This window comes from Klebsiella sp. 10982 (assembly GCF_048589245.1).
GTDB classification, from domain to species: Bacteria; Pseudomonadota; Gammaproteobacteria; order Enterobacterales; family Enterobacteriaceae; genus Klebsiella; species Klebsiella quasivariicola.
Window position 1 is genome coordinate 16,914 of the sequence record NZ_JBMAXV010000026.1, and the last position, 22,649, is coordinate 39,562.

Genomic DNA, 22,649 nt, shown 5'->3' on the forward strand with positions numbered 1-22,649 from the left:
CATCCTGTGATGCCGCAACCTCAGGCAGTCTCTTGCTACACAAAGCACACCTCGTTCCAGTAGGCTTCACGCGTCCTGCGTCGCTCAGTATGTCTTATCATGACGGAACCACCGGGTTTCCACGTTGCCAATATCCACGCCGTAGAGGCTGGCCACCGGCAGGATCGCCTCCATGACGCGCTGGGTATCCTGCTGTCCGGCTTCACCGTTGGACAAAAAAGCCAGCCAGCCCGTTAATCGTTGCCACAATGCCACTTTCGTTTTCTCCTCTGTCGGGAAGCGAATCGCCTGGGTCTATTTCAACCACAGTTGGCCGGGGGCGGGAAATATTAATTCCGAATTTGCAATCCTGGCTGGCGCATATTACGCCCGGTCCTTTCCCCTCACCCTAACCCTCTCCCTGAGGGAGAGGGAACCGCCCGGCAATCGTTACTGCCCCGGTATACACCGCGGGGCCACAGGGAAAGGCACATACCATTTTTAACGGATATGTTCTGATTGCTATGAAATGGCTCCTGAAACCTACGGGCGTGCAGCGGGCCGATTCCCGCTGAAATCGGCGAACCGGAGGTCGGCAGACAAGGGCTGGCCGCCACGGAGGGCGGCCAGAGGCGATTCGAGACACGACGTCGAGTTGAGCCGACCGCAGGCTGATGACCGGGAGGTGAGCGTAGTGCGCAGCACCGATTTCTCTGCGGGACCGGGGGGATTGTAAAGGGGGAGACGGTTTTCTCCCCCTTTACCCGTTCACCGGCAAAGAACCACCATTTTCTCGCAAACGCAAAGTGAACGGAAAATTACCCCTATCCCTCCCCCTCCCACTCTCTCCGGAGGGAGAGGGAACCGCCCGGCAATCGTTGCCGCCCCGGTAAAACGCCAGCGGCGCATAAAGAATACCCACAGGTTTGTTAAGTTCTTTTTCGTTATAGATAAGAATTTTTTCTTCTTTGCCGCCGACGGGGAATTTGTGGGAGCGTGATGTCCACAAAACAAAACAGGGATTCAGGGGAAAAACTATGCGCAACAAAACCACAAAAATAGCACTGGCGCTGGGTATGCTGCTGCTCGCCTCGCAGGCACAGGCAGACCAGCTGGCTGACATCAAAGCCGCCGGCGTCGTGAAAGTCGCCACCTTCGACGCTAACCCGCCGTTCGGCTCGGTGGATGCCAAAACCCACCATATCGTCGGCTACGATGTCGACTTTGCCCAGGCGCTGGCGAAAGCGCTCGGCGTCAAACTCGAGCTGGTGGCGACGAACCCGGCCAACCGTATTCCGCTGCTGCAGTCCGGCAAAGCCGACCTGATCGTCGCCGACATTACCATCACCCCGGAGCGGGCCCAGGTCATTGATTTCTCGACGCCGTATTTCGTCACCGGCCAGCAGTTCCTCGTGCCGGCCGGCTCTCCGGATAAGCTCGATGAGTACAGCAAAGCGCGCATCGGCGCGGTGAAAGGCACCACCGGCGAACAGGCCCTGCACCAGCGTTTCCCGCAGGCTCGCGTTCTCTCCTATGACGATATTCCGCTGGCCCTGACCGCCCTGCGCAACGGCAACGTCCAGGCCATCACCCAGGACAGCACCATCCTCGCCGGTCTGCTGGCGGAAGCGCCGGATAAAGCCAAGTTTAAAATTCTGCCCGACCTGCTCAGCAAAGAAGAGATTGGCGTGGGCGTGAAGAAAGGCGAACCGGCCCTGCTGAAGGCCGTTAACGATGAGCTGGTGAAGCTGGAGAAAACCGGCGAAGCCGCAAAAATCTACGATGTCTGGTTTGGCCCTGCCACCAAAACGCCGCAGCCGCGCGCCTTTACCATAGAAGCGAAATAATATGTTCTCGGGTTTACTCTCCCACTCCGCGGCCCCGGCCGCGGATTTTTCACGTCTGCGGCGCGCCAGCATTACGTTCCGTGATGTGGCCAAGCGCTACGGCGATCATCAGGTGCTAAATGCGATCAACCTGCAGGTCGAGCCCGGCGAAGTGGTGGCGATCCTCGGCCCTTCCGGGTCGGGAAAATCGACCCTGATCCGCTTGATCAACCAGCTCGAATCCTTAAGCGGCGGCGAGATCCTGATCGACGATAAACCGACCAGCCGGCTGAGCGGCAGCGCCTTGCGCCAGCTGCGCAGCCGCGTCGGTTTTGTCTTCCAGCAGTTCAACCTTTACGCCCACCTGACGGCGCAGGAGAACATCACTCTGGCGCTGGAGCGCGTCCACGGCTGGGGAAAAAGTGCGGCTCAGGAGCGGGCGCTGGCGCTGCTGCGCCAGGTCGGGCTGGAAGAAAAAGCGCAGCAGATGCCGGCGCAGCTCTCCGGCGGCCAGCAGCAGCGGGTGGCGATCGCCCGCGCCCTGGCCTCCTCGCCGCAGATTATCCTGTTCGATGAGCCCACCTCGGCGCTCGACCCGGAGATGATCGGCGAAGTGCTGCAGGTGATGAAAACCCTCGCCCACAGCGGGATCACCATGCTGGTGGTGACTCATGAGATGCAGTTTGCCCGCGAAATTGCCGACCGGGTGGTGTTTATCGACGGCGGCGACATTCTCGAGGTCGCCCCGCCGGCTGAGTTTTTCGCCCATCCGCAGCATGCCCGCGCACGGCGTTTTCTGCAGAAGGTGCTGGATCCGCTGCACCAGGAGAGCCTCGAGTGACGCCGATGCTTGACTGGCACGGCGTCCTGAGCGGGCAGCCGTTGCAATGGATTATCTCTGGTTTTCTCACCACCGTCTGGGTCAGCGTCGCCGGGATCCTGCTCGCCACCCTGCTGGCGGTCCTGCTGCTGGCCCTGCGCCTCGGCGGCGGCCGCGCGGGGCGCGGGCTGGTGGCCGCGTGGGTCTCGCTGTTTCGCAATACCCCGCTGCTGGTCCAGCTGCTGTTCTGGTACTTTGCCGCCTGGAACCTGCTGCCGCTGGCGGTGAAGGAGGTGGTGAACGACGTACACGCCTGGTCCATTTTGCCGGGTAACGTCTGGTGGCTGACGCCAGAGTTCCTCTGCTCGATGTGGGGGCTGGGGGTCTTTACCTCCGCCTTTCTGGTGGAAGAGATCGCCTCCGGACTGCGCGCCGTCAGCCACGGGCAGCGGGAAGCCGCGCTGTCGCAGGGCTTTACGCCGTGGCAGGAGCTGCGCTTTATCCTCCTGCCGCAGGGGCTGGCCAACGCCTGGCAGCCGATTGTCGGCCAGTATCTTAACCTGATGAAACTCTCATCGCTGGCCAGCGGCATCGGCTTTGCGGAACTGACCTATCAGGTACGACAGATTGAGAGCTATAACGCGCACGCCCTGGAGGCGTTTGCCGTCGGCACTGCGCTGTACCTGGCGCTGGGGGTGGCGATGGGCGTGGCGCTCACGCGTCTCGGCCCGGGAAGAAAACTGCAACGGAGCGCCCAACATGAACGCTAATCTGGCGGTGATCGCCGATAACCTCGATTACCTGCTGTGGGGGCGACTGGCGGAGGGCCAGCCCGGCGGCGTGGCGCTGACCCTGCTGATGGCCATCGGCGCCACCCTGCTGGCGCTGCCGGGAGGCATTGCGCTGGCGGGCCTGGCCTGGCGCTACGGGGGGCTGGTGCGGCGTCTGCTGTTTCTGTGGGCGGAAATTATTCGCGGCATCCCGCTGATATTTGTCATCTTCTGGCTGTGGTATCTGTTGCCGATGCTGACCGGCGGCGATCTGCCCGGCGCGGTGACCGTGACCCTGGCGCTGGCGTGGTTTACCGCCGCATCGGTGATGCACTCGGTGCTGGCCGGGCTGCAGTCGCTGCCGAAAGGACAGTATGAGGCGGCGCTGACCCAGGGGTTCGCCCCCGGGCAAACGCTGCGCCTGGTGCTGCTCCCGCAGGCGCTGCGTAACGTTCAGCCCTCGCTGGTGGGGATCTTTATCGGCCTGCTGAAAGACACGTCGCTGGCGTTTATCGTCAACGTCCCGGAGCTGACTACCGTGGCCGGCCAGGTCAACAACCGGGTGCAAATCTATCCCCTGGCGATCTTCGTCTTCACCGGCGCGGTGTACTATCTGCTGTGCTGCGGTCTGAGCCTGCTGGCCAGCCGGCGTTTTACCCGCCGCGCGACCACCGGATAAGGCTCACTCCGCGGGACGGGGCTTCACCGGGCAGGTATCGCTGATCTTAATAAATTTGTCGTTATAAACCAGATAGTGGTTCCCCGGCTGGCGCAATGCCGGCTGGCGAACCACGTCGCCGGGACGCAGGTACCACGCGTCCCCCTCCTCTTCGGTCGAATCGCATCCGGGTTTAATCAGCAGCTTGAACCAGGTATTGCCGGTGTTGCTCACCGTCCCGGCCACCTTATCGAAAGACCATTTAAACTGCACATCGCGCGGGCGCACCACCAGAATGGTATCCATCACCACCACCGGCTCCATGCTGACTTCGCCGCCGGTCGGGCTGCGCCTCGTCAGGTTACGGGTGGGAATTTCGCGAAACGAGACCCGATAGTAGCGCTCGCGGTTATCCCGCGGGCCATGATAGTAAAATTTAAAATATTCGCTCTCACCTGCCTGCAGCACCAGCTGGCGGGGGGCAAACAGCAGTTCGCCATCCACTGGCCGGGAGCGTACTTCGCTGCCGCCCGGACGATCGATGGCGCTGACGGCGATGCGGTATAGCCGCGCGCTTTTATTGTTGTTGACCACCCGTTTGCTGGCGAAATCCGCTTCGGCCGGCAGGGAAAAGGTCAGGTTGCCGACCGAGATCGCCTGAGCCAGCGGCGCTGCCAGCAGGCAGCCCACCGTCAGCAGGGCCTTAGTTAATGTTGCGCCACGTCGCCTGGACATGAATCTCTCCTGAAGCGCTGACTTCGCCAAACCAGCCGTTATCGTCTACCGTCCGCAGCGAAATGGCGTTATCCATCGGAATCGAAAATTTCACCGTGGTCTTATCCATCTGCCCCACTTCGCCGGAGATATCGGTCCATGGCGTGGTCAGCCACAGCGCATCGGTCATATCCCGCCAGCTGTCATCGCACCCGGCATCGTAGGTCTGCGTCGTGCCGCTGCGGGTGATAAAAGAGAGCGTCGCCGGGAACGGCACTTTCGCCGTACCGTCATCAGAGCTGAAGAGACAGTAGGAACGCCCGCCAATCACCTGCGCCGGTCCGGTCACCTTGATCAGCACTTCATCGGCGGCCGTTTTACCGCTGGTGGTGACGATGTAGCCGAAATCGAGCGCCGGTTCGCCGCTGCCGACATATCCCTCGCGCGACGGCGCCGAGGTATATTCGTCCGAGATAATGCTGATGCTGAAATCACGGGGCTTGATAATCAGCGTGTTGGAGGTGGAAAACTCATACCAGCCTGACTCCGGCGAGGTGGTGTTCTGAAAGCGAAAGTTGAACAGATCCTTGGTGTTGATATCGCTGATCCCGAGATTCACCATCTGCTTAAAGAAGTTGCTGGAGAAGAAAACATAGATCGAGTCTGAGCTCTTCATCTCGTTGAAAGTGTAGTAATAAGCGGTATTGCTCACCGGCTTCCAGGAGCTGCCGTTGAGGCTGAACTGCATATCGTACGCCCCGACGGCCGAGGCCAGCGACGAGTTGGCGATCGCCGGGAAAATATGGATCGAGGTGTTGCTTAAGCCGTTGGTCTGCAAGGTATAGTTTACCATCTTACAGCTTAATCCTGCGCGGCTGCCGATGGTCTGCGTCTGGCAGTCGGCGTTCCCTTCTCCCAGGGTCGGCACGCCGTCGCTGTTGATAAACACCTCCGCCAGCGAGTGGGTATTAATCAACCGCAGGTTCGCGGCTTTGGTGTGGGTGACGTTGCGCACATACCAGTTACCGGAGGCCTGATCCTTACAGCGCGCACCGCTGCTGGCGTCGTAGTTCACCGAGGTCTGACAGGCATTGATGGTCATCGTAAAGCTGCCGCCGACCGGCATCTGCTGCAAATATTGATAAAACGCGTCCGACATCATGCCGTGCATCCACTTCGCGCCGCCGCTGGTCACCGTCGCGCCATAAAACCCGCTGGCGTCGGTGGTTTGCGGCAGGATCAGGCTGGTGGCCATATCGCACCCGGCGTACCAGTTGATGCAGCGCAGGCCGGTTAAGGGGTGCGAAACCGGCGAGTTTTCCAGCCACATATCAAACTTCCAGTTGGCATTGAGCCCGGTGTTGTAGCCGTTATCGATATAACCGAGACTCTGCTGATAAATGGTGCCGGAGCCGGTGTATTTTAAGCCGGTCCAGCGGTTAGCGCCGGTCATACGCGGATCCAGCGCCCCGCCGGGGGTGACGAAAAAGTTGTCGTCGGAGTTGTTTTCAACAAACACAAACTCGCGCGCCGGCGCATCCGACCAGGTGGTCTTGGTCACCGCCGCCCTGAGTGCGGCTGCCGGCCAAAGCAGCGCGAGGATCGCCAGCGCCATCAGTGCATTAACTTTCATTCTCTTCTCCTGTCTGCTGCACCGCCGCCCACGACGAGAGGCCGCTGCAGACCACATCCCCGACCCAGACGGCGCCGCGTGCCTGGCTGAGCTCCAGCGCCACTTCGCAGGTTTTATTGCCGCCGTAGCTGAAATCGATAGTGGGGTATTTCTTATCCACGTCCATGACAAACTCGCCGTTTTCATCGGTCCGGGTACGGCCGATATGGTTGTTAATCCGCGCATTCGCCAGCAGCGTGCCGTCTTCTGCACGAATACGACCGGAGACGGTGACCATCTGCTTCACCTCTGGCTCAATCACTGCGACGTTGCCCGGATAAAGGGTCAGATGACTCTTACGCCCGCTGACGATGTCGTAGCTATCGAGCGAGTTTTTGCTGTTCTGCAGCTCCACCTCATAGCGGCCATAGGGAGAGAGCGGCAGGTAGTTACGCTTGCCGCTGAGCGGGAAAATCCGCCCGTTAACCCTGGCGCTAATCTGACCATCGTCCTCCAGCCCGGTGTTGAAGATCACTCCGGCGTTACCGTCGGTTCGTCCGCTGGCGGCGATGTTTTTGCCCTGCCAGCCGACGCTGCCGCTGGCGGTGAGGTTAGTGTTGACGTAGCCGTCCGCCGCACTGTTGACGTTCAGCGTGCCGCTGGCGTAGCGGGCGTCGAACTGGGCATACGCTCCGCCGCTGAGGGTTTTGTCATCCCCGGTATCGCCGGAGATGGCCCGCGACAGATTGGCGCCGATGGTGCGAATAGTGCCTTCATCAAACTGCTTGCGCGCTGAGAGGTTAGCCATGGTGTAGCCGTTCTGATGGGTCATCCCGGCGCTGAACCAGTTGCCCAGCGGCAGCGAGAGATCGAGGGCGATATATTTCCCGGTGTTGGCGCTGCTGTCGCCATTGTTATAGCGCTGGATCCCCGCCCGCAGGCCGAGCGATCCAAAGGCGCCGCTGTAGACCGTCTGATAGTAATCCGCGGTGTAGTAATGACTGTTGTAGCGGCGGTCATCGTTGTAGCTGACACTGAACGTCCCCAGCTTCGACCACAGCGCGTTCAGGTTGAGGGTGCCGCCGATCGCCCGGTTGTCGGCATCGCTGCGCCGCAATTGATCGCCAATGCGGGTTCTCTCCTGGTTGACCCACACTGAACTGAAGCCCCCCGGCAGCGTGGCGCTAATGCTGCCGACGCTGCTCCAGGAACTGTCGCTGGCCAGCATATTCTGCAGGTTAACGTTGATCGACTCACCCAGCGGCAGCGTCAGGCGGGTTTCACCCACCGCCTGGTTGTCGTAGCCATAGCCCGTAGCCGCCCAGCTCAGGGTGCTGAGCGACCCGGAGGTCGAAAGGCCCGCCAGCCAGCTCTCTTTTGCCGGCCGGGTCTTTTTTCCGCTTTCCGACCAGCGATCCATATGGAAACTGCCGCCCCATACCTGCCACGCCAGCGGCGCGCCGATGCCGCGTCCGCGGCTGAACAGCTTATTGACCCGCTGGGTGCGTTTGCTGACCACGCGCCCGTTGACGATCACCTCCACTTCGACATCGTAAATACCGTACGGCAGGCCGCGGGTATCCACTTCATGGTTGCCCATGGCGAAGTTCTGGACGCTCAGCAACCGGCCGTCACGGGTGAGATGCACCTCGCCCGCCGCCGGTAAAAAGGCAATCACCGGCGTGGCCGACTGGCTGTTGTCGAAGACGGTGGAGCTGGCCTGGTTTCCCCAGGAAAGGCCGTAAATCTTGCCGGCCGAAATGGCGGTCATCGGTCCCAGGGACTGCAGGTTCCAGGTGTCGAGCATCCCGCCGGCAAAACGGTGGCCGGCGAAATCGCGCTCATACATGGCCTTATATAATTCACTGTCCTGTTGGCCGCTGCCGATCCCATACAGCGAGCCGTCGAGCACCACGTGATGCTCCCGCAGCGCGGTAACGTTGTTCAGCGACAGATAGCTGGAGGTGTTGCTCCCGCCATTGCGCATCTGGTTGTTATAGACGCCGAGGTTATAGCTCAGGTTGCTGCTGAGGGTATTGACGCTGGACTGACCGATGTCTTCGCTGCGCGAGCGCAGCACGGTGCCCAGCGCCTCGCGCTTGACCACCAGCTGCAGCAGGAGCTGGCGCAGGCTAAGATCCAGCTGGGCGCTGTCGGTCAGGGGAATGGTGAGTGCCTCGCTGAACGGGGCGTTGGCCAGGCCGACCAACTGCTGACGGGTCTGTTCACTGACGCTGGCGTTACCTTCACTGTCCTCCAGCCGGATCTGCCGGACGCGCAGCTGGCCGCCGTCCAGCCAGATAAAGGCGCTGCCGATCCGCTGATCGTCCTTGATGCCCTGGCTGCCGGCAAGATGAATATAGAGCGGGATGCTCATGCCGTCCTGCAGCGCCTGGCTGAAGGCCTGCGGAATAATCACCCCGCCAATCTGCTGCGCGCCTGGGGCAGCCGCGCTGGCGTCGGGCTGAACGAACAAAAATATCATGCCGAAGGCAAGCCGCGTTTTCAGTCCTGGGGAAATCCGTCGTAGAGGCATCGTCGTTATCCATCTGCACAACTGTCTATTTCACGGGAACAAACTGCTCACCCTGCCAAAGCGCAACCCGTCCTTTTTTATCTGCCGTATTCACCTGCGTAAAACGGCGCGATTTACCCGGCATCAGGTAGTAATTCTCTTTACACTCCTTACCGTCGGCGGCCTTCAGGCAGGGGCCGTAGGCGAGGATCCGCAATGTCGCATTCCCGGTGTTGGTCAGAGAGCCGTTGGCGTACTGAAAGCGGTAATTCACCTGACGCGGCGCCACCACCAGAATGGTGCCGATGCGGGCGGACGCCGTGGCCACCGCGCTGCGTTTAGCGTTATCGCGCTGGGCATCGCTGAGCGCCTGATCGAACCAGACAATGCGGTAGTAGCGCTCTTTGTCATCCGCCGGGCCTTTGTAGAAGAAGCGGATGACATCGCTGGCCTGGGCGGGTAGCAGCAGGCTGGCGGGGGTAAGCAGCACCTCATCCGGTTTGTCCATCGGGATAACCTGCCCGCCGTCCAGCGGGGAAGAGAGCCGTTCGAGATGGATATTGATCAGTCGACCACTGTCTGTGCTGTTCTTGATTGTTTTGCTCAGCGTGCTGCTGTCGCTGTTCATAAAGGATGAGATATCGCCGACATCCAACGCCTGCGCCGGCGACACCCCGACAAGCAGCAGCCCGAGGGCCAGAAGATGCTTTTTCATAACAATTCCGTCCGTGAAAAAAAGCAGGGGGAGAGCCCCCTGCTGGTACAGCAGAAGGATCAGCTGGTCCAGGTGGCGTCGAACTGTACGCTGACGTCGCCGCTCCAGATCCCTTCCGGCAGGGTGCTGTAATCGGTCACGGCGGTAGAACCGTCGGTGGTGCCGCTGATGATGGAGAAGGTGAAACCATCCTGCGCGGTGGTACGGCCGCCGACGTTGTAGCCATTTGCCAGCGCGCTGAGGTTGCCACCCAGTACACCGTTGGCGGTATCGATCATCACGGTATCCGCGGCTTTTTCGACCGCTGTGCCGTTATAATCCACACCCACGCTCAGCGTGGAGCCGGAGGTGTTCAGCTGGGTTAAGGTGTTGGTGATAAGACGTGAGGTCAGCTTAAAGGCAGTCGCCGTTGCGTCACCCTCAATCGCCACGTCAAACAGACCTTTCTGCGAGTTAAAACCTTTAATGCCTTCGGCGTACTGGAACGCCAGGCTGCCGAGCGGGGTCACAACCAGCTTGCTGGTGGTGTCTTTTTTAGCGGTCGCCGACCAGGTCGCAACAGCCTGAGCCGTTACGTCAGCAGCCTGCGCCACACCCATACCGGTAAACGCTGTTACCAGAGCTATTGCCAGAACCTTTTTTTTCATCGCTTTTTCATCCTGAGTTGAATTAAGGACATGATGTCCCGGTGAACCATTTAAAAAACAATATTGCCTGGGTGTTACTGAACTAACTTATATATTTTGGAATACAGCTTGGCCTCAGCATTGCGCCGATGGGTATACACTGTCTTCACGCTACAATTTTCAATTCTGGCGATCGATTTCGGCTGCATTCCCTGGGCGGTCATGCGGATTATTTTCATTTCCCGGTCAGTAATTTTATCTTTCTTAATATCTTTACGCAGAAACCTGCCATTAATCACATAGGCCAGCTCTTTTCGAATATCACGACTCAGGCCAACATATACCACGCCACGAATATCACTATTGTAATACCAGTAATTTGCTAAGGCTTCCGACTTTCTGGCCGCAATCAATACGACCTGTTTCCCCTTTACCGCGGAGAGTCATTCGCTATCGCGCCTGATAAACTCGTTTAACGAAGCCGTATTGAGATTGATAAACACAAAATCCTTTCTAATTTTCTCCTGCGACAGATAAATTAATTCGTCAATATCCACAATCAGTTCGGACAGACCTTTATAGAAGTAGGAGTCATGGGCAGACCAAATATACTTATCGGAACAGCATTTATATTCCATATAGATTTTAACCTCATAGTCCTTGAAGTAATCATTTTCACAACGTCACTGCTTGCCAGGCCTACAAAGTTTACTGGCGCATTCGATTCCTTTAGTAAATCGCCATTAAATAAGACATGCATTACTTATCAATATTTGATAAGCGAGATTTAATTATTTTGTGCTTGGCGTTGAATTTAAGTTTTTTCCTATGGAGTGTCAACACGCGGACGGGCGATGGATTTCGCGTCTGGGTCAATATTTACAAAAACTGAAAATATGATATTTTTGCGATGAGGAAAAAGACATTTATTTTCATGAGGTTATTGGCAATATAGCTGTCGATTCTTATTTGTTTTTTATATTGACCAGGATCTTCACCCTAATATCTTAGGAACATTCTTAATAGTGATTATTAAGCGGTTATTGAATAAACCAGAGAAATTAAAAAAAGAAGGATATAAAACCAAAAATACTCTATAACCAGGATGATTCACCAACACATAATAACCATGAATAGATTAACCTGCCGCACAAATAGTTATACATATGTTAATCCTGAGCGATGTTGAATGCTAAACAAAGGCAGACGCATTATCTATTCGATAAAACAGACCCGAATAACAAGATTAAGCGAAGATTGCCGACGACTTCCTGCTGCCCTGCCTCCGCGCCACCCGAAAGCATAGTCGCTTTTCAATGCTTCGCCAGCGCGCTGCAGGCTGCGGGCTGCGGGCTGCGGGTTGCCGCTCTGTCGCGCCTGTTCACGGTTTGTTCGCAATACCGTCATCGAATTTTCATATAAAGACCTATTAATAGTGCCCAGTTAATGACGAACCTGGACACTCTTATGAACAGCTCTCTTGCCGCAGTGGCCGAAACTGATTTTCAGGCGTTCACTGATCTCAATGCCAGCCGGCAGCGGAAGGTCTTAAGCGTGCGTAACCTGACGAAAGCCTATCATGCCCAGCACAAGGTGTTGGACGGCATCAGCTTTGACCTGCACGCCGGCGAAATGGTTGGGGTCATTGGCCGCTCCGGCGCCGGTAAATCGACGCTCCTGCATGTCCTCAACGGCACCCATAGCGCCAGCGGCGGCGAAATTCTTAGCTATCCGGAAGTCGGTATGCCGCACGATGTCTCACAGCTGAAAGGCCGCGCGCTCAATGCCTGGCGCAGCCACTGCGGGATGATCTTTCAGGACTTCTGTCTGGTGCCGCGCCTCGACGTCCTGACCAACGTCCTGCTGGGCCGCCTGAGCCAGACCTCCACCCTGAAATCGCTGTTGAAAATCTTTCCTGAAGCCGACCGCGCGCGCGCTATTGCGCTGCTCGAATGGATGAACATGCTGCCGCACGCGCTGCAGCGGGCGGAGAACCTCTCCGGCGGGCAGATGCAGCGGGTGGCAATTTGCCGGGCGCTGATGCAAAACCCCGGCATTTTGCTGGCCGACGAGCCGGTCGCTTCGCTGGATCCGAAAAACACCCAGCGCATCATGGATGTGCTGCGCGAGATCAGCGAGCAGGGCATCAGCGTGATGGTAAACCTGCACTCGGTAGAGCTGGTGAAGACTTACTGCACCCGGGTTATCGGCGTCGCCAGCGGCCAGCTCATTTTTGACGATCACCCCTCCCGGCTGACGCAGGATGTGCTGCAGCAGCTGTACGGCGATGAAGTCAGCCAATTGCATTAATTTCACTCACACGGGCAACATAATGAAAAAATATATGACTGGCGCAGTTCGTTTATCCGCACTGGCCGCGGGCATGATGATGGCATGGCAGGCGGCGGCAGCGCAGCCAAAAGAGCTGAATCTGGGCATTCTCGGCGGCCAGAACGCCACCCAGCAAATCGGCGATAACCAGTGCGTAAAGGCCTTCCTCGATAAAGAGCTGAACGTGGATACCAAACTGCGTAACTCTTCCGACTATTCCGGAGTGATCCAGGGTCTGCTGGGGGGCAAAGTCGACGTCGTGCTGAGCATGTCCCCCTCCTCCTACGCCTCGGTTTATCTCAATAATCCCAAAGCGGTGGATATCGTCGGCATCGCCGTGGACGACAAAGATCAGTCTCGCGGCTATCACTCCGTAGTAATCGTCAAAGCCGACTCCCCGTACAAAACGCTGGACGATTTAAAAGGTAAAGCCTTCGGCTTCGCCGATCCCGACTCCACTTCCGGGTATCTGATCCCTAACCATGCGTTTAAAGAAAAATTTGGCGGTAATGCCGACAACAAATACAACAACACCTTCTCCAGCGTCACCTTCTCCGGCGGCCACGAGCAGGACATCCTCGGCGTGCTGAACGGTCAGTTCGCGGGCGCGGTGACCTGGGCCTCGATGGTCGGCGATTACAACACCGGCTACACCACTGGCGCGTTCAACCGCCTGATTCGCATGGATCATCCGGATCTGATGAAGCAGATCCGCATTATCTGGCAATCACCGCTGATCCCGAACGGCCCGATCCTGGTAAGCAATGCGCTGCCGGCGGACTTTAAGGCGAAGGTCGTGGCGGCAGTGAAAAAACTGGACACCGAGGATCACGCCTGCTTTATCAAAGCGATGGGCGGTACCCAGCACATCGGTCCGGGCAGCGTGGCTGACTTCCAGCAGATTATCGACATGAAACGCGAGCTGGTGAGCGCACGTTAATCCTGCCTCAACGCCGCCTGCTTGCCCCCAGGGTGAGCGGCGGCGCTACGTTGAAGATCCCCGACGCATGAAGACGACCCACACCGAATTTGAACGCTATTACCAGCAGGTACGCTCGCGGCAAAAGCGCGATACCGTCTGCTGGTCGTTACTCCTGCTGGCGCTCTATTTTGCCGCCGGCAGCGCCGCAGAATTTAATCTGCTGACCATCTGGCACTCGCTGCCCCACTTCTTTGACTATATGGCAGAGACCATTCCGCCTCTGAGTGCCGGTAACCTGTTCGCCGATGTGCAGACCAAAGGCTCGCTGGCCTGGTGGGGCTATCGCCTGCCGATCCAGCTGCCGCTCATCTGGGAAACCCTGCAGCTGGCGCTGGCCTCGACGCTGGTGGCGGTCGCCATTGCCACCATCTTCGCGTTCCTCGCCGCCAACAACGCCTGGACCCCGGCGCCGGTACGCTTTGCCATTCGGGTACTGGTGGCGTTTTTGCGCACCATGCCCGAGCTGGCGTGGGCGGTGATCTTTGTCATGGCGTTCGGCATCGGCGCGATCCCGGGATTTCTGGCGCTGATGCTGCACACCGTCGGCAGCCTGACCAAACTGTTCTACGAGGCGGTGGAGAGCGCGCAAAACAAACCGGTACGCGGCCTGGCGGCCTGCGGCGCGTCGCCGCTGCAGAAAATCCGCTTCGCCCTGTGGCCGCAAGTGAAACCGCTGTTTCTCTCCTACGGCTTTATGCGGCTTGAAATCAACTTCCGTTCGTCGACGATTCTCGGCCTGGTGGGCGCGGGCGGCATCGGTCAGGAGCTGATGACCAACATCAAACTCGACCGCTACGATCAGGTGAGCATCACTCTGCTGCTGATCATTGTGGTGGTGTCGGCGCTGGACATGCTGTCCGGTCGTCTACGCCTGTGGGTACTGGAGGGGAAAAAATGAGCGTCTGGGACATGCAACCGGATATCGCCGCCAGTCGGCGGCAGCATAAACAGCTCTATCAGGTCCAGGGGCGCTACCTGCGCTACGTCGGGGTGGTGGCGTTGGCCTGCGTGCTCTATTACGTCTGGTTTTTTCTGCAGTTCGGCATCAGCGGCGAACAGCTGACCACCGGCCTGCAGCAGATTGGCCGCTACCTGGCGCGGATGTTCGTCTGGCACGACTTCTGGAACTGGCCGTTCGGCTATTACTTCACGCAAATCGTCATCACTCTGGCAATCGTCTTCGCCGGGACGCTGACCGCCACGGTGCTGGCGCTGCTGCTCTCCTTTTTTGCCGCCCGCAACATCATGCGCGGCGTGGTGCTGGGGACCCTGGCCCTGCTGATGCGCCGTCTGTTTGATGTGCTGCGCGGGATCGATATGGCTATCTGGGGGTTGATTTTCGTGCGCGCGGTGGGTCTCGGGCCGCTGGCCGGCGTGCTGGCGATCATCATGCAGGACACTGGCCTGCTGGGACGGCTGTACGCGGAAGGACACGAAGCTGTGGACCGCTCCCCCGGGCGCGGGCTGACCGCCGTGGGCGCGAACGGCCTGCAAAAGCATCGCTTTGGCATTTTTACCCAGTCGTTCCCGACTTTTCTCGCGCTGAGCCTGTATCAGATTGAATCCAACACCCGCTCCGCGGCGGTGCTGGGCTTTGTTGGCGCCGGCGGTATTGGGCTTATCTATGCCGAGAATATGCGCTTGTGGAACTGGGATGTGGTGATGTTTATCACCCTGCTGCTGGTGGCGGTGGTGATGATCATGGATACCCTTTCCGCCTGGCTGCGCCGTCGTTATATCGGCGGCGCCGCGGTGCCGCTGTATCAGGGCGGACGCTAGCGCGCCTTTGCGCCGGATGGCGTCTTCGCCTTATCCGGCCTACTCGTCCGGCTCCGACTGTCTCCAGGCCCGGCAAGCAACTGCGCCGCCGGGCGCTGGCATCAGGCACGGAGCTGCGTTTATGCCGGGTGGCGGCTGCGCCTTACCCGGCCTACTTGTCCGGCTCCGACTGTCTGTTGGCCCGGCAAGCAACGGCGCCGCCGGGCGATGGCATCAGGCACGGAGCTGCGTTTATACCGGGTGGCGGCTGCGCCTTACCCGGCCTACTCGTCCGGCTCTGACTGTCTCCAGGCCCGGCAAGCAACTGCGCCGCCAGGCGATGGCATCAGGCACGGAGCTGCGTTTATGCCGGGTGGCGGCTGCGCCTTACCCGGCCTACAACCCCAAATCACCGCTGGCGCAGGGGCTGCTGAAACTGCCGGTGCTGGCGGCCTCAACATCGCTGAGACGTTCCCGGAAGGCCGGGGCAGCCCGCATGGATGCGGGCTGAGGGCCGTGTTTTGCAGGGACGCTGCCTCGGCCCGACCCGAAGCCTGCAGGGATAAGTCGAAGGCACCACACAGTGGCGATGTTGCTGGCCGGAGCCCGGGGGTACAGGGGGCGGCGGCGACTGGCCGCCCCCTGTGCGCTCCCAGCGCCATGAGTGACATAGCGCAGAAAAAATATTGGGAGCGCAATCTGTCCGGAAATAACATAGAAGTTGTAGCCCTGCCAGGCGCTGTATGCACAGGGAAATTTACGCTTGTACCGTTTTTCCGCCGGGTGGCGGCTGCGCCTTACCCGGCCTACAGGGCTTATCCGGCCTGGAACGACTGAGCCCACAGGCCTGTAGAAAAATTTATCCGCTCCGCGATTCCAGCCGCCAGCTCAGCACCGGCCAGCCGTATCCGGCAGCGGCTGCCTGCAGCTGCGGACAGGGATTGACCAGCCGCACGCGATCCGCATGCAGGCACAACGGCAGATCGTTAATGGAATCGGTATAAAACGTCACCTCGCCGTCATACTGCGGATGCGCCTCGCGCCACTGCGCCAGACGCGCCACCTTCCCCTGCTGATAGCTGGGGATCCCGGTGATTTCACCGCTGTAGCCGCCGTCGACCATCGCCACGTCAATGCCCAGCGCCTGATCAATCTCCAGCGCGGCGGCCACTGCCTGCACCAGCAGGCTAACCGAGGCGGAGATAATCAGCCTCTGCTCCCCCTCGGCCCGTAGACGACGGATAAGTTCCCACGCCTGCGGATAGACCCGGGGCAGGATCGCCTCGCGCACGTAGCGGGCCACCAGCGCGTCAACGTCCGACTTTGGTATTCCGGCCAGCGGGGCCTGGATCAGGGCCACATAATCGGCGATATTCATCTCTCCCCGGTCATAATCCGCCATCAGCCGCGCCTCGCGGGCAAGATACCCCTTCTGCGTCGCCAGCCCTTCGCGAACCATAAACTGGCTCCAGATCGTACTACTATCGCCCTGTATCAGGGTGTTATCGAGATCGAAAATCGTCAGCGAGTTGCCCATGTACTTTCCCTTGTTGATCAAAATAAGCGGCCGGGATCATGCGTAAATAAGATGACAGGAAAATGAACCGGACGCCGCAGCGCCCGGTTCGCCATCAGCCGACGCGGACCTTCGCGGTGCGGAACACCAGCACGATCCCGCCGATGATCGCCACCATACCCACCATCGCCGCGACCGGCAGCCGATTGCCCAGCAGCAGATAGTCCAGCAGCGCCGTGATAACCGGCACCAGATAAAAGAGGCTGGTGACATTAACGATATTTCCCGCGCTCAGCAGACGGTACAGCAGCAGCTGGGCAACCACCGAAATCAACAGCCCGAGAAACAGCACCGGAATAATCAACCCGGCGTTAACGGTAAACTGAAAGCCGCTGACCGGGGCGATCAGCAGGCACAGCCCCAGACTGACGGCGTACTGCAGCGGCAGGACATCCGCCGGCGCCTGACGGCTGCGTTTTTGCCACAGCGCGCCAAAGGTCATCAGCAGCAGCGCCGCCAGCGCAAACAGGATCCCCGCCGTCGCCATCGGCGAGGCCGCCAGGCTGCGCCACACCAGCAGCACCAGCCCCGCCAGGGCAAGCAGCAGCCCTGACAGCCGCCGCCCCTGCAGGCGGCGCTCCACCACGCAAAGCGTAAGGATGGGCTGGATCCCCATGATGGTGGCGATAAGTCCCGGCGTCACGCCGTTGGCCATCGCCTCGAAGTAACAGACCGAATAGCCGCCAATCAGCATCAGACCGGTGGCCGCTGTTTGCAGGCGGGTGCCCGGCGCGGGCAGCCAGCGCCGACGGACGATAGCCAGCGGCGCCAGCGCGACCAGGGCAACCAGAAAACGAAAGACCAGCAGCGCCATCGGCGAGGCGTTATCCAGTCCCCAGCGGGTGAAGATGGCCGCGCTGCCCCACAGCAGCACAAAAAGGGCCGTTGTCGCCTGCGAGGCGAGCAGAGAATAGCGAACGTGCATAGCATGCTCCAGAACGTCAAACACAAGGTATCAAGCGTCATACCGGCAGGTAAGCGCCTGCTAAAGACGGCGTTAAGCGCCGAAAACTACCCGGTCTGGAGGGGGAGGCGGTGGACAGACAGTGGCGAAGCGATAATGAGGCGCAGACGTTATCCACCCCGCGTCGAAAGCGGCGCCGGGCAAAGTCTCACCAGAGATGGCGTAATGCGTCATGAAATGCCTCGTGGAATGTTTAATCAGAATCCTGGCACAGGCCGTTCGGAAGTGACAACTGCCTTTTATGGGTGATCCGCCTCGCAGGTTGTTTATTTTTAATCGTAAATAAACGTAAAGGCGGCCTCGGCTTATTTAGCCGTTGTTTTTAATCGGCTATAAAACAAAGCAGTCTGCTTGCTACTTCGAAAATAACGATATGAAGCCAAAACTGACGCATGCTCTCTTTTTAATTCCTTTTTTGTTGTTGGCAGGATGCTCCTCCTCACCGAAACAGGCAAAGAACACCAACTCTCATGCGGAGATGACCATTGATGGCGGTTCGGACGATCTGATCCCGGTGGTGGCGGCCCTGCATGACCAGATGCACACCTGGCAGGGTACCCCTTATGAATGGGGCGGTACTGAACAAAGCGGCGTCGACTGCTCGGGTTTCGTCTGGCGCACGCTGAAGGATCGCTTTAACCTGCCGATGGAGCGGATCACCACCCGCGAGCTGCTGCACATGGGCGTGCGGGTCAATAAGCGGGATTTACGTCCCGGCGATCTGGTTTTCTTCCGTACCCGGGCCGGCATGCACGTTGGCTTTTACGATACCGATCATAATTTCCTTCACGCCTCGAGCAGCCAGGGCGTGATGCGCTCTTCGCTGGACAACCCTTACTGGGAGTCGGCGTTCTACCAGGCGCGCCGTTTGCCGAAGGAGTATAACGCGCAGATCACCATGAACAGCGACACCCTGCATCTGGCGAAGAATCGCCGCTAAAAAAAAGCCGCAGCAGGGCTGCGGCGGATGGTTCTGCGATTAATCAGAACTGATAGGTCATGCCCAGCGCCACGATGTCGTCATCATTGATGCCGAGTTTGTTATCGCTTTTCAGCTGGTTGATTTTGTAATCCACGAAGGCGTTCATGTTTTTGTTGAAGTAGTAAGTCAGGCCCACGTCAATGTAGTTAACCAGATCTTCGCTCCCTACCCCTTCGATATCCTTCCCTTTCGACAGCACATAGCCGAGGGACGGACGCAGACCGAAGTCGAACTGATACTGCGCCACCGCTTCAAAGTTCTGCGCCTTGTTGGCAAAACCGCCGCTGATCGGGGTCATTTTGCGGGTTTCAGAGTACATGGTCGCCAGGTAGATATTGTTGGCGTCATATTTCAGGCCGGTCGCCCAGGCTTCCGCTTTCGAACCCTGGCCACGAGCCAGCAGGTTCTGATCGTTGGTACGGTCGGAGCTGGTGTAGGCCGCGCTGATGGCGAAGTCGCTGCCGCCGAAATCATAGCTTAATGAGGTGCCGACGCCGTCGCCGTTCTGTTTCTTCGCTTCACGGCCTTCGTTTTTACCCTGGTACTGCAGGGTCAGATCCAGGCCATCCACCAGACCGAAGAAGTCGGTGTTGCGGTAGGTCGCCAGGCCGCTGGCGCGCTTGGTCATAAAGTTATCGGTCTGGGCAGAGGAATCGCCGCCGAATTCCGGGAACATATCGGTCCAGGCTTCCACATCGTACAGGGCGCCAAGGTTACGACCGTAATCGAAAGAACCGTAATTTTTCAGCTTCACGCCGGCGAACGCCAGACGAGTCTTCTGGCTGGAGTCGCTCTCGGTTTTGTTGCCGGAGAATTCAGATTCCCAACGGCCATAGCCGGTCAGGTCCTCGTTAATCTGCGTTTCGCCTTTAATACCGAAACGCACGTAAGTTTGATCGCCATCTTTGCTGTCATAATCGCTGAAATAATGCATGGCTTTAATCTTGCCGTACACATCCAGCTTGTTCGCGTTCTTGTTATAAACTTCCGCTGCCTGCGTCGCCGTTGAAGCCACAAAGCCCATCATCATTAATGCCAGAGTACTCTTTTTCATTATTCAGTCCTGGTGATTTATTTATACGCGCTATTCAATTGCGGGCGCTCGCCCCATCAAAAACTGGAGGTTTTTTAACGCCGGGATATTAAATATTTATGACAATGTGGAACTTTTTATAAAAAAGAGTATTTAAATGTATCTGACATATTTTTGTCACATCCCCTCTCCAGAATGCCCGATCCCGCGCAATAAAATGGCGCGCCCGCCGCCCCGGGTGTTGGCAAGCGGGCCGACTCCTGCTACAACATCAGCTCGATATCGATATTCCTTTTGAACGGCAGAGAATCATGAGTGAAAGCCAGACGCTGGTGGTAAAACTGGGCACCAGTGTTTTAACAGGCGGGTCCCGTCGCCTGAACCGCGCCCATATCGTCGAGCTTGTGCGCCAGTGTGCACAGCTGCACGCCATGGGACACCGTATTGTCATCGTGACCTCCGGGGCCATTGCCGCCGGGCGCGAGCACCTTGGTTACCCGGAACTGCCCGCCACCATCGCCTCCAAGCAGCTGCTGGCGGCGGTGGGACAAAGCCGCCTTATCCAGCTGTGGGAACAGCTGTTTTCTATCTATGGCATTCACGTTGGCCAGATGCTGCTGACCCGCGCCGATATGGAAGACAGAGAGCGGTTCCTTAACGCCCGCGACACCCTGCGCGCCCTGCTGGATAACAGCATCGTCCCGGTCATTAACGAAAACGACGCCGTCGCCACCGCTGAAATCAAAGTAGGCGATAACGACAATCTCTCCGCGCTGGCGGCGATCCTCGCCGGGGCGGATAAACTGCTGCTGTTAACCGACCAGCCAGGCCTGTTCACCGCCGACCCGCGCAGCAACCCGCAGGCGGAGCTGATTAAAGACGTCTACGGCATCGACGACGCGCTACGCGCCATCGCCGGCGACAGCGTCTCCGGACTCGGCACCGGCGGCATGGGCACCAAGCTGCAGGCCGCGGACGTCGCCTGCCGGGCGGGGATTGATACCATTATCGCCGCCGGCAACCGCCCGGACGTCATCGGCCATGCGATGGAAGGCCTGCCGGTAGGCACCTGCTTCCACGCCCAGGAATCCCCGCTGGAGAACCGTAAGCGCTGGATCTTCGGCGCGCCGCCGGCGGGTGAAATCACCGTCGATGCGGGCGCAACCCAGGCGATCCTCGAAAGAGGCAGCTCGCTGTTGCCAAAAGGCATCAAAATCGTCAGCGGCAACTTCTCCCGCGGCGAAGTGATCCGCATCCGCAATAGCGAAGGACGCGATATCGCTCACGGCGTCAGCCGCTACAACAGCGATGCGCTGCGCCTTATCGCCGGCCAGCACTCGCAGCAAATCGATGCCATTCTGGGCTACGAATACGGCCCGGTGGCCGTCCACCGCGATGATATGATCATCCGTTAAGGAGCTGAAAATGCTGGAACAAATGGGCATTGCCGCCAAAGCGGCCTCCTGGCAGCTGGCGTTACTCTCCAGCCGGGAAAAGAACCAGGTACTGGAAAAGATCGCCGATTATCTGGAAGCGCAGACCGACGATATTCTGCGCGCCAACGCGGAAGATTTAGCCGAAGCGCGCGCCAATGGCCTGAGTGAAGCGATGCTCGATCGCCTCGCGCTGACCCCGGCGCGCCTGCGCGGCATCGCCAGCGATGTGCGCCAGGTGTGCAATCTGGCCGATCCGGTCGGCCAGGTGATCGACGGCGGGCTGCTGGACAGCGGTCTGCGTATTGAACGTCGCCGCGTCCCGCTGGGGGTGATTGGCGTGATTTATGAAGCACGTCCCAACGTGACGGTCGACGTCGCCTCCCTGTGTCTGAAAACCGGCAACGCGGCGATCCTGCGCGGCGGGAAAGAGACCTGGCGCACCAACGCCGCCACGGTGAAGGTGATCCAGCAGGCGCTGCAAGAGTGCGGTCTGCCGGCCGCCGCGGTACAGGCTATCGAAAGCCCGGATCGCGCGCTGGTGGGCGAAATGCTGAAGATGGATAAATACATCGATATGCTGATCCCCCGCGGCGGCGCTGGCCTGCACAAGCTGTGCCGTGAGCAGTCAACGATCCCGGTGATCACCGGCGGGATTGGCGTTTGCCATATCTTCGTTGATGAAACGGCCGAGATCGCCCCTGCGCTGAAGATCATCGTCAACGCCAAGACCCAGCGGCCGAGCACCTGTAATACCGTGGAAACGCTGCTGGTGCACCGCAACATCGCCGACACCTTCCTGCCGGCGTTAAGCAAGCAGATGGCCGAGAGCGGCGTCACCCTGCACGCCGCCCCTTCCGCCCTCTCCGCGCTGCAAAACGGCGCGGCGAAGGTCGAGCCGGTGAAAGCGGAGCAGTATGACGACGAGTATCTGTCGCTGGATCTGAACGTCAAAGTGGTGGCTGATATGGATGAGGCTATCGCCCATATCCGCGAGCATGGCACCCAGCACTCCGACGCTATCCTGACCCGCACCCTGCGTAACGCCAACCGCTTTATCAATGAAGTGGACTCTTCCGCCGTCTACGTGAACGCCTCCACGCGCTTCACCGACGGCGGCCAGTTCGGCCTTGGCGCGGAAGTAGCGGTCAGCACCCAGAAGCTGCACGCCCGCGGCCCGATGGGGCTGGAAGCGTTAACCACCTACAAGTGGATTGGTTTCGGCGACGATACCATTCGTGCGTAAATGAGAACGGGCGATGCAAAAATAGGCAGTTGATTCCACTGGCTATTGACGCATCGCCCGCTAAGTTCTAACCTTTTGCCTCGTGATTCACGCTCGTGAACACCTCTTG

At 58.9% G+C, this 22,649-nt stretch carries 21 protein-coding genes and 1 pseudogene; 12 read left to right on the forward strand and 10 right to left on the reverse strand.

Annotated features, from left to right (window positions below; all coding sequences use genetic code 11):
* Window positions 1-84: 84 nt before the first annotated feature.
* Window positions 85-255 carry a hypothetical protein gene (locus tag ACKLKD_RS18325; protein ID WP_002890108.1) on the reverse strand — a complete coding sequence of 57 codons (171 nt, stop codon included), beginning with the start codon at window positions 253-255 and terminating at the stop codon, window positions 85-87.
* Between the two features lie 761 nt (window positions 256-1,016).
* Here ACKLKD_RS18325 and ACKLKD_RS18330 point away from each other — a divergent pair.
* The 4 genes from ACKLKD_RS18330 to ACKLKD_RS18345 are packed head-to-tail and all read left to right on the forward strand — an operon-like array spanning window position 1,017 to window position 4,074.
* Window positions 1,017-1,826 (forward strand): ABC transporter substrate-binding protein, encoded by an 810-nt coding sequence (locus ACKLKD_RS18330; protein ID WP_002890106.1) that lies wholly within the window; start codon window positions 1,017-1,019, stop codon window positions 1,824-1,826.
* Window position 1,827: 1 nt separating this feature from the next.
* Window positions 1,828-2,646, forward strand: coding sequence for an amino acid ABC transporter ATP-binding protein (locus tag ACKLKD_RS18335; RefSeq protein ID WP_025713478.1), 819 nt, complete (start codon window positions 1,828-1,830; stop codon window positions 2,644-2,646).
* The gene (locus tag ACKLKD_RS18340) at window positions 2,643-3,395 is read left to right on the forward strand and encodes an amino acid ABC transporter permease (RefSeq protein WP_165931838.1); all 753 of its coding nucleotides are present in this window, start codon (window positions 2,643-2,645) and stop codon (window positions 3,393-3,395) included. The genes ACKLKD_RS18335 and ACKLKD_RS18340 overlap by 4 nt, the downstream gene beginning before the upstream one ends.
* Window positions 3,385-4,074, forward strand: a complete 690-nt coding sequence (locus ACKLKD_RS18345) for an amino acid ABC transporter permease (RefSeq protein WP_012968861.1) — start codon at window positions 3,385-3,387, stop codon at window positions 4,072-4,074. The genes ACKLKD_RS18340 and ACKLKD_RS18345 overlap by 11 nt, the downstream gene beginning before the upstream one ends.
* Before the next feature lie 3 nt (window positions 4,075-4,077).
* Here ACKLKD_RS18345 and ACKLKD_RS18350 read toward each other — a convergent pair whose 3' ends face one another.
* The 6 genes and pseudogenes from ACKLKD_RS18350 to ecpR form a co-directional block, all read right to left on the reverse strand.
* Complete coding sequence (locus tag ACKLKD_RS18350) at window positions 4,078-4,788, reverse strand: fimbria/pilus periplasmic chaperone (RefSeq protein ID WP_087805534.1); 711 nt, start codon at window positions 4,786-4,788, stop codon at window positions 4,078-4,080.
* Window positions 4,757-6,400, reverse strand: coding sequence for a fimbrial adhesin EcpD (gene ecpD, locus ACKLKD_RS18355; RefSeq protein WP_012968862.1), 1,644 nt, complete (start codon window positions 6,398-6,400; stop codon window positions 4,757-4,759). Before ecpD ends, ACKLKD_RS18350 begins: the two co-directional genes overlap by 32 nt.
* The gene (locus tag ACKLKD_RS18360) at window positions 6,390-8,915 is read right to left on the reverse strand and encodes a fimbrial biogenesis outer membrane usher protein (RefSeq protein WP_087805537.1); all 2,526 of its coding nucleotides are present in this window, start codon (window positions 8,913-8,915) and stop codon (window positions 6,390-6,392) included. The genes ecpD and ACKLKD_RS18360 overlap by 11 nt, the downstream gene beginning before the upstream one ends.
* Window positions 8,916-8,940: 25 nt before the next feature.
* Entirely contained in the window at window positions 8,941-9,609 is a 669-nt protein-coding gene (locus ACKLKD_RS18365; RefSeq protein WP_025713474.1) for a hypothetical protein, read from the reverse strand.
* Window positions 9,610-9,668: 59 nt separating this feature from the next.
* A complete protein-coding gene (gene ecpA / locus ACKLKD_RS18370) occupies window positions 9,669-10,256 on the reverse strand; it encodes a common pilus major fimbrillin subunit EcpA (RefSeq protein ID WP_025713473.1) in 588 nt (195 codons plus the stop codon).
* Window positions 10,257-10,330: 74 nt separating this feature from the next.
* Window positions 10,331-10,873 (reverse strand): annotated as a pseudogene (gene ecpR / locus ACKLKD_RS18375) (ECP biosynthesis operon DNA-binding transcriptional regulator EcpR).
* 829 nt (window positions 10,874-11,702) lie between these two features.
* Here ecpR and phnC point away from each other — a divergent pair.
* The 5 genes from phnC to ACKLKD_RS18400 all read left to right on the forward strand — a co-directional run bounded on the left by phnC (window position 11,703) and on the right by ACKLKD_RS18400 (window position 15,817).
* Window positions 11,703-12,545 carry a phosphonate ABC transporter ATP-binding protein gene (gene phnC, locus ACKLKD_RS18380; RefSeq protein WP_025713471.1) on the forward strand — a complete coding sequence of 281 codons (843 nt, stop codon included), beginning with the start codon at window positions 11,703-11,705 and terminating at the stop codon, window positions 12,543-12,545.
* 22 nt (window positions 12,546-12,567) lie between these two features.
* The gene (phnD, locus tag ACKLKD_RS18385; protein WP_025713470.1) at window positions 12,568-13,506 is read left to right on the forward strand and encodes a phosphonate ABC transporter substrate-binding protein; all 939 of its coding nucleotides are present in this window, start codon (window positions 12,568-12,570) and stop codon (window positions 13,504-13,506) included.
* 67 nt (window positions 13,507-13,573) lie between these two features.
* Window positions 13,574-14,446, forward strand: coding sequence for a phosphonate ABC transporter, permease protein PhnE (gene phnE, locus ACKLKD_RS18390; protein WP_025713469.1), 873 nt, complete (start codon window positions 13,574-13,576; stop codon window positions 14,444-14,446).
* On the forward strand, window positions 14,443-15,327 hold the full coding sequence (gene phnE, locus ACKLKD_RS18395; protein ID WP_025713468.1) for a phosphonate ABC transporter, permease protein PhnE: 885 nt from the start codon (window positions 14,443-14,445) through the stop codon (window positions 15,325-15,327). The genes phnE (ACKLKD_RS18390) and phnE (ACKLKD_RS18395) overlap by 4 nt, the downstream gene beginning before the upstream one ends.
* A 319-nt stretch (window positions 15,328-15,646) precedes the next feature.
* Window positions 15,647-15,817 carry a LysR family transcriptional regulator gene (locus tag ACKLKD_RS18400; protein WP_085386411.1) on the forward strand — a complete coding sequence of 57 codons (171 nt, stop codon included), beginning with the start codon at window positions 15,647-15,649 and terminating at the stop codon, window positions 15,815-15,817.
* Between the two features lie 348 nt (window positions 15,818-16,165).
* Here ACKLKD_RS18400 and ACKLKD_RS18405 read toward each other — a convergent pair whose 3' ends face one another.
* A complete protein-coding gene (locus ACKLKD_RS18405; protein WP_087805541.1) occupies window positions 16,166-16,843 on the reverse strand; it encodes an HAD family hydrolase in 678 nt (225 codons plus the stop codon).
* A gap of 94 nt (window positions 16,844-16,937) precedes the next feature.
* Window positions 16,938-17,807: a DMT family transporter gene (locus tag ACKLKD_RS18410; protein WP_087805544.1), complete on the reverse strand. Its 870-nt coding sequence runs from the start codon at window positions 17,805-17,807 to the stop codon at window positions 16,938-16,940.
* A 412-nt stretch (window positions 17,808-18,219) separates the two neighbouring features.
* Here ACKLKD_RS18410 and ACKLKD_RS18415 point away from each other — a divergent pair, with 412 nt between their 5' ends.
* On the forward strand, window positions 18,220-18,786 hold the full coding sequence (locus ACKLKD_RS18415) for an NlpC/P60 family protein (RefSeq protein WP_025714945.1): 567 nt from the start codon (window positions 18,220-18,222) through the stop codon (window positions 18,784-18,786).
* Window positions 18,787-18,829: 43 nt separating this feature from the next.
* On the opposite strand, the gene phoE is transcribed toward ACKLKD_RS18415, so the two are convergent.
* A complete protein-coding gene (gene phoE, locus ACKLKD_RS18420) occupies window positions 18,830-19,882 on the reverse strand; it encodes a phosphoporin PhoE (RefSeq protein ID WP_025714946.1) in 1,053 nt (350 codons plus the stop codon).
* Between the two features lie 290 nt (window positions 19,883-20,172).
* Here phoE and proB point away from each other — a divergent pair, with 290 nt between their 5' ends.
* Complete coding sequence (gene proB / locus ACKLKD_RS18425; protein WP_025714947.1) at window positions 20,173-21,276, forward strand: glutamate 5-kinase; 1,104 nt, start codon at window positions 20,173-20,175, stop codon at window positions 21,274-21,276.
* 10 nt (window positions 21,277-21,286) lie between these two features.
* The gene (gene proA, locus ACKLKD_RS18430; protein WP_080924522.1) at window positions 21,287-22,540 is read left to right on the forward strand and encodes a glutamate-5-semialdehyde dehydrogenase; all 1,254 of its coding nucleotides are present in this window, start codon (window positions 21,287-21,289) and stop codon (window positions 22,538-22,540) included.
* Window positions 22,541-22,649: the final 109 nt, after the last annotated feature.

Excerpts from the sequence above, each read along its gene's own strand:
- ACKLKD_RS18330 (WP_002890106.1), top strand. The coding sequence starts at position 1,017 with ATGCGCAACAAAACCACAAAAATAGCACTGGCGCTGGGTATGCTGCTG.
- ACKLKD_RS18335 (WP_025713478.1), top strand. The coding sequence starts at position 1,828 with ATGTTCTCGGGTTTACTCTCCCACTCCGCGGCCCCGGCCGCGGATTTT.
- ACKLKD_RS18345 (WP_012968861.1), top strand. The coding sequence starts at position 3,385 with ATGAACGCTAATCTGGCGGTGATCGCCGATAACCTCGATTACCTGCTG.
- ACKLKD_RS18350 (WP_087805534.1), bottom strand. The coding sequence starts at position 4,788 with ATGTCCAGGCGACGTGGCGCAACATTAACTAAGGCCCTGCTGACGGTG.
- ecpD (WP_012968862.1), bottom strand. The coding sequence starts at position 6,400 with ATGAAAGTTAATGCACTGATGGCGCTGGCGATCCTCGCGCTGCTTTGG.
- ACKLKD_RS18360 (WP_087805537.1), bottom strand. The coding sequence starts at position 8,915 with ATGCCTCTACGACGGATTTCCCCAGGACTGAAAACGCGGCTTGCCTTC.
- ACKLKD_RS18365 (WP_025713474.1), bottom strand. The coding sequence starts at position 9,609 with ATGAAAAAGCATCTTCTGGCCCTCGGGCTGCTGCTTGTCGGGGTGTCG.
- ecpA (WP_025713473.1), bottom strand. The coding sequence starts at position 10,256 with ATGAAAAAAAAGGTTCTGGCAATAGCTCTGGTAACAGCGTTTACCGGT.
- phnC (WP_025713471.1), top strand. The coding sequence starts at position 11,703 with ATGAACAGCTCTCTTGCCGCAGTGGCCGAAACTGATTTTCAGGCGTTC.
- phnD (WP_025713470.1), top strand. The coding sequence starts at position 12,568 with ATGAAAAAATATATGACTGGCGCAGTTCGTTTATCCGCACTGGCCGCG.
- phnE (WP_025713469.1), top strand. The coding sequence starts at position 13,574 with ATGAAGACGACCCACACCGAATTTGAACGCTATTACCAGCAGGTACGC.
- phnE (WP_025713468.1), top strand. The coding sequence starts at position 14,443 with ATGAGCGTCTGGGACATGCAACCGGATATCGCCGCCAGTCGGCGGCAG.
- ACKLKD_RS18400 (WP_085386411.1), top strand. The coding sequence starts at position 15,647 with ATGGCATCAGGCACGGAGCTGCGTTTATGCCGGGTGGCGGCTGCGCCT.
- ACKLKD_RS18405 (WP_087805541.1), bottom strand. The coding sequence starts at position 16,843 with ATGGGCAACTCGCTGACGATTTTCGATCTCGATAACACCCTGATACAG.
- ACKLKD_RS18410 (WP_087805544.1), bottom strand. The coding sequence starts at position 17,807 with ATGCACGTTCGCTATTCTCTGCTCGCCTCGCAGGCGACAACGGCCCTT.
- ACKLKD_RS18415 (WP_025714945.1), top strand. The coding sequence starts at position 18,220 with ATGAAGCCAAAACTGACGCATGCTCTCTTTTTAATTCCTTTTTTGTTG.
- phoE (WP_025714946.1), bottom strand. The coding sequence starts at position 19,882 with ATGAAAAAGAGTACTCTGGCATTAATGATGATGGGCTTTGTGGCTTCA.
- proB (WP_025714947.1), top strand. The coding sequence starts at position 20,173 with ATGAGTGAAAGCCAGACGCTGGTGGTAAAACTGGGCACCAGTGTTTTA.
- proA (WP_080924522.1), top strand. The coding sequence starts at position 21,287 with ATGCTGGAACAAATGGGCATTGCCGCCAAAGCGGCCTCCTGGCAGCTG.